8 protein-coding genes are annotated in these 11,737 nt (G+C 73.1%); 2 read left to right on the top strand and 6 right to left on the bottom strand.

The window, feature by feature from the left end; all coding sequences use genetic code 11:
• Positions 1–136: 136 nt before the first annotated feature.
• The 3 genes from pyk to pta form a co-directional block, all read right to left on the bottom strand.
• A complete protein-coding gene (pyk, locus tag ACFQ8C_RS25065; protein ID WP_383461515.1) occupies positions 137–1,567 on the bottom strand; it encodes a pyruvate kinase in 1,431 nt (476 codons plus the stop codon).
• Between the two features lie 74 nt (positions 1,568–1,641).
• On the bottom strand, positions 1,642–2,916 hold the full coding sequence (locus ACFQ8C_RS25060) for an acetate kinase (RefSeq protein ID WP_383461514.1): 1,275 nt from the start codon (positions 2,914–2,916) through the stop codon (positions 1,642–1,644).
• Positions 2,913–5,006 (bottom strand): phosphate acetyltransferase, encoded by a 2,094-nt coding sequence (pta, locus tag ACFQ8C_RS25055; RefSeq protein ID WP_383461512.1) that lies wholly within the window; start codon positions 5,004–5,006, stop codon positions 2,913–2,915. The genes ACFQ8C_RS25060 and pta overlap by 4 nt, the downstream gene beginning before the upstream one ends.
• Before the next feature lie 333 nt (positions 5,007–5,339).
• On the opposite strand from pta, the gene ACFQ8C_RS25050 reads away from it, so the two are divergent.
• Entirely contained in the window at positions 5,340–6,365 is a 1,026-nt protein-coding gene (locus ACFQ8C_RS25050; RefSeq protein WP_383461510.1) for a 6-phosphofructokinase, read from the top strand.
• A gap of 240 nt (positions 6,366–6,605) precedes the next feature.
• On the opposite strand, the gene ACFQ8C_RS25045 is transcribed toward ACFQ8C_RS25050, so the two are convergent.
• The 3 genes from ACFQ8C_RS25045 to ACFQ8C_RS25035 all read right to left on the bottom strand — a co-directional run bounded on the left by ACFQ8C_RS25045 (position 6,606) and on the right by ACFQ8C_RS25035 (position 10,121).
• Positions 6,606–7,277: a helix-turn-helix transcriptional regulator gene (locus ACFQ8C_RS25045; RefSeq protein WP_383461508.1), complete on the bottom strand. Its 672-nt coding sequence runs from the start codon at positions 7,275–7,277 to the stop codon at positions 6,606–6,608.
• Positions 7,278–7,542: 265 nt separating this feature from the next.
• Positions 7,543–8,232: a response regulator gene (locus ACFQ8C_RS25040; protein WP_383461507.1), complete on the bottom strand. Its 690-nt coding sequence runs from the start codon at positions 8,230–8,232 to the stop codon at positions 7,543–7,545.
• Positions 8,229–10,121 (bottom strand): ATP-binding protein, encoded by a 1,893-nt coding sequence (locus ACFQ8C_RS25035; RefSeq protein WP_383461505.1) that lies wholly within the window; start codon positions 10,119–10,121, stop codon positions 8,229–8,231. The genes ACFQ8C_RS25040 and ACFQ8C_RS25035 overlap by 4 nt, the downstream gene beginning before the upstream one ends.
• Positions 10,122–10,329: 208 nt before the next feature.
• Between ACFQ8C_RS25035 and ACFQ8C_RS25030 the strand changes: the two genes are divergently transcribed.
• A complete protein-coding gene (locus ACFQ8C_RS25030) occupies positions 10,330–11,709 on the top strand; it encodes a cation:dicarboxylate symporter family transporter (protein ID WP_383461503.1) in 1,380 nt (459 codons plus the stop codon).
• The last annotated feature ends 28 nt before the right edge of the window (positions 11,710–11,737 follow it).

The raw sequence follows: 11,737 nt of genomic DNA, 5'->3' as shown, positions 1-11,737 counted from the left end.
GGGGCGACCCGGGGGGCCCCCCCCTCCTCCGGGGGGCCCCTGGGCGGTGTCTCCGGCCCCCCCGGAACCGGGGGGGGGCCCCCCCCCCCCCCGGGGGGTGCGCCCCACCGGCCGTTCCGTGTGCCGACGCGGAGCGTCAGGCGGGGGTGCCGCCGCCCAGGTGGTGGACGCGGACCATGTTGGTGGTGCCGGGGACGCCGGGGGGCGAGCCGGCGGTGATGACCATGGTGTCGCCCTCGTTGTGGCGCTGGAGCTTCAGGAGCTCGGCGTCGACGAGGTCGACCATGGCGTCGGTGTTGTCGACGAAGGGGACGAGGAAGGACTCGACGCCCCAGCTCAGGGTGAGCTGGTTGCGGGTGCCCTCGTCCGTGGTGAAGGCCAGGATCGGCTGCGCGGTGCGGTAGCGCGAGAGGCGGCGGGCGGTGTCGCCGGACTGGGTGAAGGCGATCAGCGCCTTGCCGTCGAGGAAGTCGGCGATCTCGCAGGCCGCGCGGGCGACGGAGCCGCCCTGGGTACGCGGCTTCTTGCCGGGGACCAGGGGCTGGAGGCCCTTGGAGAGGAGCTCCTCCTCGGCCGCGGTGACGATCTTCGACATCGTCTTGACGGTCTCGATCGGGTAGGCGCCGACCGAGGACTCGGCGGAGAGCATGACCGCGTCCGCGCCGTCCAGGATCGCGTTGGCGACGTCGCTCGCCTCGGCGCGGGTCGGACGGGAGTTGGTGATCATCGACTCCATCATCTGGGTGGCGACGATGACCGGCTTGGCGTTGCGGCGACACATCTCGACGAGGCGCTTCTGCACCATCGGGACCCGCTCCAGCGGGTACTCGACGGCGAGGTCGCCGCGGGCGACCATGACGGCGTCGAAGGCGGCGACGACCTCGGCCATGTTCTCGACGGCCTGCGGCTTCTCGACCTTGGCGATGACGGGGACCCGACGGCCTTCCTCGTCCATCACCTTGTGGACGTCCTTGACGTCGGCGGCGTCGCGGACGAAGGAGAGGGCGACCATGTCGCAGCCCATCCGGAGGGCGAAGCGGAGGTCCTCGACGTCCTTCTCGGAGAGGGCCGGGACGTTGACCGCCGCACCGGGCAGGTTGATGCCCTTGTGGTCGGAGATGACACCGCCCTCGATGACGACGGTCTTGACCCGGGGGCCCTCGACCTCGACGACCCGCAGCTCGACGTTGCCGTCGTTGATGAGGATCTGGTCGCCCTTGGAGACGTCGCCGGGGAGGCCCTTGTAGGTGGTGCCGCAGATGGACTTGTCGCCGGGGACGTCCTCGACGGTGATGGTGAACTCGTCCCCGCGGACCAGCTCGACCGGTCCCTCAGCGAAGGTCTCCAGACGGATCTTGGGGCCCTGGAGGTCGGCGAGCACACCGACGGCGCGGCCGGTGTCGGCGGCGGCCTTGCGGAGGCGGTCGTACCGCTCCTGGTGCTCTGCCTGGGTCCCGTGGCTCATGTTGAAACGGGCCACGTTCATACCGGCCTCGATGAGAGCCTTCAGCTGCTCGTACGAGTCGACGGCGGGGCCCAGTGTGCAGACGATTTTGGAACGGCGCATGAGGCGGATCCTATCGGTTTGTTTCACTGCGGAATATTCCGGCTGGCGGAAAGTACAAATGGGCGCGGGTCCGCTCAGGCGTTTGTCGTTCGAGTAACTTTTCCGCCCGTGCTTTCGTGCGCGTTTTCGCCCGCGTTTCGACCGGTCAGGGCGAAGGTCTGACGGGCGATCTCCAGCTCCTCGTCGGTGGGCACCACGGCCACCGCGACCCGGGCGTACTCGGGAGAGATCAGCCGCGGTTCGCCGGAGCGCACGGCGTTGAGGTCGGCGTCCACCGCGAGGCCCAGTTCCTCCAGGCCGGCGATCGCCGCCTCCCGTACCGGCGCCGCGTTCTCGCCCACGCCGGCGGTGAAGACGACCGCGTCGACCCGGCCGAGGACCGCGTAGTACGCGCCGATGTACTTCTTCAGGCGGTGGATGTAGATGTCGAAGGCGAGCGCGGCCCGCTCGTCGCCCTCGTCGACCCGGCGCCGGATCTCGCGCATGTCGTTGTCACCGCAGAGGCCGACGAGCCCGGAGCGCTTGTTGAGCAGGACGTCGATCTCGTCGGCGTCCATGCCCGCCACCCGCTTGAGGTGGAAGGTGACGGCCGGGTCGATGTCGCCGGAGCGGGTGCCCATGACCAGGCCCTCCAGCGGGGTCAGGCCCATCGAGGTGTCCACGCAGCGGCCGCCGCGGACCGCCGAGGCGGAGGCGCCGTTGCCGAGGTGGAGCACGATCACGTTCACCTCCTCGGGCTCCTTGCCGAGCAGCTTCGCCGTCTCCCGGGAGACGTACGCGTGCGAGGTGCCGTGGAAGCCGTAGCGGCGGATCCGGTGGGCGTCGGCGGTCTCCACGTCGATCGCGTACCGCGCCGCCGACTCCGGCATTGTGGTGTGGAAGGCGGTGTCGAAGACGGCGACCTGCGGCAGGTCGGGGCGCATCGCCATCGCCGTGCGGATGCCGAGCAGGTTCGCCGGGTTGTGCAGCGGCGCCACCGGCACGAGGCGTTCGATCTCGGCGAGCACCTCCTCGTCGATGACAGTCGGCCGGGTGAACCGCAACCCGCCGTGCACCACCCGGTGGCCGATCGCGGCCAGTTCGGGGGAGTCCATGCCGAGCCCGTCCGCCTCCAGCTCCTCGGCGACCGCCTTCAGGGCCGCCGCGTGGTCGGGGATGGGGCCGGTCCGCTCGCGCTGCGCGCCTCCGCCGCCCTGGAGCGGAGTGTGGGCGAGCCGGGAGGTGCCCTCGCCGATCCGCTCGACGAGCCCCTGCGCGAGCCGGCTGCCGTCGCCCATGTCGAGGAGCTGGTACTTCACCGACGAGGAGCCGGAGTTGAGGACGAGGACGCGGGTGGGGGTGCCGGTCATGCGGGGAGCTCCTGAGCCGGGGTCGGGACCTGGGACTGGATCGCCGTGATGGCGACCGTGTTGACGATGTCGCTGACGAGGGCGCCGCGCGAGAGGTCGTTGACCGGCTTGCGCAGGCCCTGGAGGACCGGTCCCACGGCGACGGCGCCGGCCGAGCGCTGGACCGCCTTGTAGGTGTTGTTGCCGGTGTTGAGGTCGGGGAAGATCAGCACGGTCGCCTGGCCGGCCACCTCCGACTCCGGCAGCTTGGTGGCCGCCACGGAGGGCTCCACGGCCGCGTCGTACTGGATCGGGCCCTCGATCCGCAGCTCCGGGTGGGCGTCGCGGACCAGCTTGGTCGCCTCGCGCACCTTGTCGACGTCGGCGCCGGAGCCCGAGGTGCCGGTGGAGTACGAGAGCATCGCGATCCGCGGCTCGACGCCGAAGCGGGCCGCGGTGGCCGCCGACTGCACGGCGATGTCCGCGAGCTGCTCGGCGTCCGGGTCCGGGTTGACCGCGCAGTCGCCGTAGACGAGCACCTTGTCGGCCAGGCACATGAAGAAGACCGAGGAGACGATCGACGCCTCGGGCTTGGTCTTGATGATCTCGAAGGCGGGGCGGATGGTCGCGGCCGTGGAGTGGACCGAGCCGGAGACCATGCCGTCGGCGAGCCCCTCCTGGACCATCAGGGTGCCGAAGTAGTTCACGTCCGCGACGACGTCGTACGCGAGCTCCACCGTGACGCCCTTGTGGGCCCGCAGGGCCGCGTACTGCTCGGCGAAGACGTCCCGCAGCTCGGAGGTCTGCGGGTCGATCAGCTGGGTGTCGCGCAGGTCGACGCTGAGGTCGGCGGCCTTCTTGCGGATGGCCTCGACGTCGCCGAGGAGGGTGAGGTCGCAGACGTCCCGGCGGAGCAGCACGTCGGCGGCGCGCAGCACCCGCTCCTCGCTGCCCTCGGGGAGCACCACCCGGCGCCGGTCGGCCCGGGCCTGTTCGAGGAGCTCGTGCTCGAACATCATCGGGGTGACCCGGCCGCTGGGCGCCACCGAGATCCGCTTGAGCAGGTCGGCGGTGTCCACGTGCCGCTCGAAGAGGCCGAGCGCGGTCTCCGCCTTGCGCGGGGTGGCCGCGTTGAGCTTGCCCTCCAGGGCGAAGAGCTCCGCGGCGGTGGGGAAGCTGTTGCCGGCCACGGAGATCACCGGGGTGCCGGGCGCGAGCCGGGCCGCCAGGGTGAGGATCTCGTCGCTGGGCCGCTCGTCCAGGGTGAGCAGGACGCCCGCGATCGGGGGCGTACCGGCCGAGTGGGCGGCGAGCGCGCCGACGACCAGGTCGGCGCGGTCGCCGGGGGTGACGACCAGGCAGCCGGGGGTCAGCGCGTTGAGGAAGTTCGGCAGCATCGCGCCGCCGAAGACGAAGTCCAGGGCGTCGCGGGCGAGCCCGGCGTCGTTGCCGAGGACGACGGTCGCGCCGAGCGCGTGGGTGATCTGGGCGACGGTCGGCGCGGCGAGGGCCGGCTCGTCGGGGAGGACGTAGCAGGGGACGGGGAGCCGGGCGGCCAGCCGTTCGGCGATGGCCTCGCGGTCCTCGCCCGTCACCCGGTTGACGACCATCGCGAGGACGTCGCAGCCGAGGCCGTCGTAGGCGCGGAAGGCGTTGCGCGCCTCGGCCCGCACGGACTCGGCGGTCTGGCCCTTGCCGCCGACGACCGGGATGACGGAGGCGCCGAACTCGTTCGCCAGGCGGGCGTTGAGCGCCAGTTCGTCGGGGACCTGGGTGCCGGCGAAGTCGGTGCCGAGGACGAGGACGACCTCGTAGTCGCGGGCGACCGCGTGGAAGCGGTCGACCAGCCGGGAGAGGAGCTCGTCGGTGCCCTGCTCGGCCTGGAGGGCGGAGGCCTCGTGGTAGTCCATGCCGTAGACCGTCGACGGGTCCTGGGTGAGCCGGTAGCGGGTGCGGAGCAGGTCGAAGAGCCGGTCGGGGCCGTCGTGCACCAGTGGACGGAACACCCCCACCCGGTCCACCTGTCGGGTGAGGAGCTCCATGACTCCCAGCTCGACGACCTGGCGGCCGTCCCCGCGGTCGATCCCGGTCACGTACACACTGCGCGTCACGCCGCGGTCTCCTGTCCAGTCCTGCGGAAGGGGCCCGTCCCGTGGAAGGGCCGTCCTGCGCGAGGGCCCGGCCCGTCCTCGGGGCCCGGCCCTCGCCCTGCGTCAACCCCCGGTACTGAAAAGGCACCGACAGGGTGGCATTACCCCCTTGACAATACCTCTGCACCTGGGTAGACCGCCCGCCGTACGAAGGCCCCTCTCCAGGGGACGAAAGACCCCCGGACGGACCCGTTCCCGGCACGCGCGGAGCGGCGGCGAACGGCCCGGACGCGTCCGGCGTGTGAGAATCGAAACGGCTCAAACGGACCGCGACCGAGCAGGAGACACAGCACGATGCGCATCGGAGTTCTCACCGCAGGCGGCGACTGCCCCGGCCTGAACGCAGTGATCCGGTCGGTCGTGCACCGGGCCGTGACCAACTACGGGGACGAGGTCATCGGCTTCGAGGACGGCTACGCCGGGCTCCTCGACGGGCGCTACCGCCCCCTCGACCTCAACGCCGTCAGCGGCATCCTCGCCCGCGGCGGCACCATCCTCGGCTCCTCCCGCCTGGAGCGCGACCGCTTCGCCGCCGCCTGCGACAACGCCAAGGAGCTCGTCGAGAAGAGCGGCTTCGACGCCCTCATCCCGATCGGCGGCGAGGGCACCCTGACCGCCGCCCGGATGCTCTCCGACGCCGGCGTGCCCGTCGTCGGCGTCCCCAAGACCATCGACAACGACATCTCCTCCACCGACCGCACCTTCGGCTTCGACACCGCCGTCGGCGTCGCCACCGAGGCCATGGACCGGCTGAAGACCACCGCCGAGTCCCACCAGCGGGTCATGGTCGTCGAGGTGATGGGCCGTCACGCCGGCTGGATCGCGCTGGAGTCGGGCATGGCCGGCGGCGCCCACGGCATCTGCCTGCCCGAGCGCCCCTTCCACCCGGACGACCTGGTCAAGATGGTCGAGGAGCGCTTCGCCCGCGGCAAGAAGTTCGCCGTCATCTGCGTCGCCGAGGGCGCCCACCCCGTCGAGGGCACGATGGACTACGGCAAGGGCGAGATCGACCAGTTCGGCCACGAGCGCTTCCAGGGCATCGGAACCGCCCTCGCCTACGAGCTGGAGCGGCGGCTCGGCAAGGAGGCCCGCCCGGTCATCCTCGGCCACGTCCAGCGCGGCGGCACGCCCACCGCGTACGACCGGGTCCTCGCCACCCGCTTCGGCTGGCACGCGGTGGAGGCCGTGCACCGCGGCGAGTTCGGCAACATGACCGCGCTGCGCGGCACCGACGTGAAGATGGTGCCGCTCGCCGAGGCCGTCACCCGGCTCAAGACGGTCCCGGCGGACCGGATCCGCGAGGCCGAGTCGGTCTTCTGACGGATCGGTCTTCCGGCGGGTCGGTCTTCCGGCGGGTCGGTCCCGGCGGGGCCGCCTTCCGGCGGATCGGTTCCGGTGGGGCAGTCTTTCGGCGGGTCGGTTCCGGTGGGGCAGTCTTTCGGCGGGTCGGTTCCGGTGGGTCGGTCTTCCGCGGACGGCCCCGGCCCGCTCCGGCCGCTCTTCGCGACACGACGACGGAGGTCCCGCACGGCGGGACCTCCGTCACGTCTTCTCCCGGCCCTACAGCCCGACCGCGGCCCAGAAGTGCTCGTTGACCGACTCCAGGTACGCCCGGCCCTCGTCGCCCGTCGCGCCCGAGGCGCCCCAGCTGGAGGTCGCCGCCATGTGGGCGTGGTACTCCGCGTGCAGCCGCGCGAGGGCCGGCTCCACCACCCGCTTGGGCAGCGGCAGCATCCGCACCGCCGGCTTCACGTACGCCTGCCAGCGGGTCGTCGCCGCGTCCCGCAGCAGCTCCGCGAGCCGCTCGTCGCCGCCGGTCGCGGTGATCAGGGCCCGCGGGCCGAGTCCCAGGACCTCGGCGAGCGCGGCCGTCTGCCGCTCGGTGCCCTTCCAGCCGCCCTCGTCCTCCATCCGGGCGTACGCGTGCGCCGCGACGCCCACCCGCCGGGCCAGCTCCTCCACGGAGAGCCCGCGCGCCACCCGGTGCTCGCGCAGGGTGGAGGCGACGGCGATCAGATCGGCCGGCGAGCACCACAGGACGCCCGCGAGGGCGGTCAGCTCCTGCTCGCTCGGCACGAGGGTGCCGCGCTCCCAGGCGGCGACGGTGTCGGGGGCGACGGGCAGGCCGTACTGGGCCCGCAGGCCGTATGCGACATGGGCGGGCGCCATGCCGAGCCCCTGCCGCAGGCGGCGCGCGGCCGGGGCGTCGAAGGGGGGAGAGGGATGGTGCACCCGGCCACGGTAGGCCCGAATGGCCGAATCTGGCTACGGTGCGTTCATATGAGGCCACGGCCTGTAGGAACGTCGGAACCCGCCGGTAATGGCCGGTAATCGGAGCGTGACATCCGGTGAACGGGTGCGGGCTCCGTCTTCGGTGCTTTTCGGGCGGTACGTGCTCCGCCGTCGGCGCTTCCCGGAGCGCGCGGGCGCGGCTCCGAAGGCTCCGGCCGCCCGGGGCCCGGCGGCCCGGGAGGAGTCCGGGACCCGGACGGGCGGCTCAGTGGGTGCTTTCGCGCCAGCGGTACTGGAGCTCGGGGCGCCCGATCTGGCCGTACTGCGGGGCGCGGACCGCACGGCCCTCGGTGACCAGGTGCTCCAGATAGCGGCGGGCGGTGATCCGCGAGATCCCCACCGCGACGCCCGCCTCGGCCGCGGTCAGCCCGTCCGGCGCCTCCCGCAGGCTGCGGGTGACCGCCTCCAGGGTCGGGCCGCTCAGCCCCTTCGGCAGGGTGGCCGGCTGCGGGGCGCGCAGCGCGGCGAGCGCCCGGTCGACCTCGTCCTGCCCGGACGCCTCCCCGGCCGCGCCCCGGAACTCGGCGTACCGCGTCAGCCGGTCCCGCAGCGTCGCGAAGGCGAAGGGCTTGAGGACGTACTGGACGACCCCGAGCGACACCCCCTCGCGCACCACCGCCAGATCCCGCGCCGAGGTCACCGCGATGACGTCCGCCGCGTGCCCGGCGGCCCGCAGCGCCCGCAGCAGCGCCAGCCCGTGGCCGTCGGGAAGGTAGAGGTCGAGCAGGATCAGGTCGACGGGGACCCGGTCGAGCAGCCGCACCGCCGCCGCCCGCGAGTGCGCCACCCCCACCACCCGGAACCCCTCCACCCGGCCCGCGTACAGCGCGTGCGCGTCGGCGGCGACGGGATCGTCCTCGACCACCAGGACCCGGATCTCCTGCGGCCCGCTCACGCGGCACCGCCGTCGGACCGACGGACGGCGCGAGGCCCGCCGTCCCGGGGGAGACCGGCACCGCCCGCGCCCGCGCCCGCGCCCGCGCCCGCGCCGGACCCGGCACCAGAAGCGGCATCGGACCCGGCCCCGGCACCAGAAGCGGCATCGGCGCCGGACCCGGCGCCGGCCGTGTCGGCGGCCCGTCGCGGCCGTGGGGGTGCGCCGCCGGGCCTCGGGTCTCCGTTCCGGGGGAGGCCGGTCCCGTCGGTGGCGGGCGTCGGCGCGGGAGCCTTCGTCGCGCGGGGGGGCAGCGGGACCCGGACCGTGAAGCGGGCGCCGCCGGTCGGGGTCTCGGCGACGGTGAGGGTGCCGGAGGCGCGGGTGACGGCCTGGCGGACCAGGGCCAGGCCGAGGCCGCGGCCAGGGCCCCTGGTGGACCAGCCGCGGCCGAGGACCGCGTCCCGGTCGGCGGGGTGGACGCCGGGGCCGCTGTCGTCGACCCGGAGCAGCAGCTCGCCGTCGCCCGCGCGGGCCGCGACCGTGACGGTCACGCGCGCGTGCGGGGTCCCGCCGGCCGCCTCCACCGCGTTGTCGACGAGGTTGCCCAGGACCGTGACGAGGTCCCTGGGCTCCAGGGCCGGCGGGAGCAGCCCGTCGTCGATCCGGCTGTCCTCGGTGAGGACCAGCTCCACGCCCCGCTCGTTGGCCTGGGCGGCCTTGCCGAGCAGCAGGGCCGCGAGGACCGGTTCGCCGACCGCGTCCACCACCCGGTCGGTGAGCGCCTGTGCCAGCTCCAGCTCGGCCGTCGCGAACTCCACCGCCTCGGCCACGCGCCCGAGTTCGATGAGCGAGACCACCGTGTGGAGCCGGTTCGCCGCCTCGTGGGCCTGCGAGCGCAGCGCCTCCGTGAAACCGCGCTGGGAGTCCAACTCGCCGGAGAGCGACTGGAGTTCCGTCCGGTCCCGGAGCGTCACCACGGTGCCGCGCCGCTCCCCGCCCACCACCGGGCGGGTGTTGACGACCAGCACCCGCTCGTCGGTCAGATGGGTCTCGTCCACCCGGGGCTCCGAGGAGAGCAGCGCCCCGGTCAGCGGCGCCGGAAGGCCGAGGTCCGCCGCCGAGCGGCCGATCACCCCGTCGTCCAGGCCGAGCAGTTCGCGCGCCCCGTCGTTGATGAGCGCGATCCTGCGCCGCCCGTCGAGCATCACCAGTCCCTCCCGTACCGCGTGCAGCGCCGCCTCGTGGTAGTCGTGCATCCGGCTCAGCTCGGTGGCGTTCATCCCGTGGGTGTGCCGCCGCAGCCGCGCGTTGATCACGTACGTACCGGCGCCCCCGAGCGCGAGCGCCGCGCCCGCCATCCCGAGCAGCGCGGTCACCTGCTCCCGCACCTGCGCGCTGATCCGCTCGATGGTGATGCCGGCGCTGACCAGGGCGACCACCCGCCCGTCGGCGAGGACCGGGGTGACCGTCCGGACCGACGGGCCGAGGATCCCGAGGTGGGTCTCCGAGAAGGTCTCGCCGCGCAGCGCCGGCTCGATGTGGCCCAGGTAGTGGCGGCCGATCTGGTCGGGCTCGGGGTGCGTCCACCGGGTGCCGTCCGGCGCCATGATCACCACGAAGGCCACGTCCGCCCGCCGGCGCAGCTCCTCCGCGTACGGCTGGAGCGTGGCGGACGGCTCGGCCGAGCGGGCGGCGGTCACCACGGAGGGCGAGCCGGCGACCGCCGTCGCGGTGGCCGTGGACTGCCGTCGCGCGGTCTCCTCGGCCTGCGCCCGGTCCGTGACGTACGCGAAGACCGCGCAGCCCGCCACGACCGCGGCCATCAGCACGACCTGCATCGCGAAGAGCTGGCCGGCCAGGCTGCGGGGCCGTGGCCGGGGGAGGGGGCGGAGGAGCGGGAGACGCATGCGAGCAAGTGTGCACGCCGGGATTTGCTCCGGGGCATTGCGTTCCCGAATCGTGCCCTTGCCGCAGGCCGGGCCCGCGCCCGCCCCGGGGACCGGTGACGTTTCGGCCATGAACGAAACGCACGCAACGGTGACCCCGGTCACAGGCTGATGGATAGTCGCGGAGTCCACCGGGACGTGGACACCCCATCAGCGCGAGGAGGACCCCGTGGCCGCACGCCGGGACCGTACCCACTATCTGTATCTGGCCGTGATCGGCGCCGTCCTGCTCGGCATCGGCGTCGGCTTCCTCGCCCCGGGCGTGGCCGTCGAGCTGAAGCCGCTGGGCACCGGCTTCGTGAACCTCATCAAGATGATGATCTCGCCGATCATCTTCTGCACGATCGTCCTGGGCGTCGGCTCGGTCCGCAAGGCCGCCAAGGTCGGCGCCGTCGGCGGCCTCGCGCTCGGCTACTTCCTGGTGATGTCGACCGTCGCACTCGCGATCGGCCTCCTCGTCGGCAACCTCCTGGAGCCCGGTTCCGGCCTCCACCTCACCAAGGAGCTGGCCGAGGCCGGCGCCAAGCAGGCGGAGGGCGCGAGCGAGGGCACCGCCGACTTCCTGCTCGGGATCATCCCGAAGACCCTCGTCTCCGCCTTCACCGAGGGCGAGGTCCTCCAGACCCTGCTCGTCGCCCTCCTCGCGGGCTTCGCGCTCCAGGCGATGGGCTCGGCCGGCGAGCCGGTGCTCCGCGGCATCGGCCACATCCAGCGGCTGGTCTTCCGCATCCTCTCCATGATCATGTGGGCGGCCCCGGTCGGCGCCTTCGGCGCCATCGCCGCGGTGGTCGGCGCGACCGGCCTCGACGCCCTGAAGTCGCTCGCCGTCATCATGATCGGCTTCTATCTGACCTGTGCCCTCTTCGTCTTCGTCGTCCTCGGCGCGCTGCTCCGGCTGGTCGCCGGGGTCAACATCTGGTCCCTCCTGAAGTACCTGGGCCGCGAGTTCCTGCTGATCCTCTCGACCTCCTCCTCCGAGTCGGCGCTGCCCCGCCTGATCGCGAAGATGGAGCACCTCGGCGTCTCCAAGCCGGTCGTCGGCATCACCGTCCCCACCGGCTACTCCTTCAACCTCGACGGCACCGCCATCTACCTCACGATGGCCTCGCTCTTCGTCGCCGAGGCGATGGGCGACCCGCTCTCGATCGGCGAGCAGATCTCCCTCCTCGTCTTCATGATCATCGCCTCGAAGGGCGCCGCCGGCGTCACCGGCGCCGGCCTCGCCACCCTCGCCGGCGGCCTCCAGTCGCACCGCCCGGACCTGGTCGACGGCGTCGGCCTGATCGTCGGCATCGACCGCTTCATGAGCGAGGCCCGCGCCCTCACCAACTTCGCGGGCAACGCCGTCGCCACCGTCCTCGTCGGCACCTGGACGAAGGAGATCGACCGGACGCGGGTGACCGAGGTCCTGGCGGGGAAGTTCCCCTTCGACGAGAAGACCCTCGTCGACGATCACACCGGCCACGCCGACCACGCCCCGGCCGCCGACCCCGCGGCCGTACCGGACCAGCGCGACCAGGGCGAGGAGCGTGCCCGGGCCGGCGTCTGACCTACCCGAACCTCCTCCCGGGACCCGG

Origin of the sequence: Streptomyces sp. NPDC056503, assembly GCF_042794995.1 — a bacterium.
Classification (GTDB): Bacteria; Actinomycetota; Actinomycetes; order Streptomycetales; family Streptomycetaceae; genus Streptomyces.
This window is presented reverse-complemented; position numbering and strand designations above follow the sequence as displayed.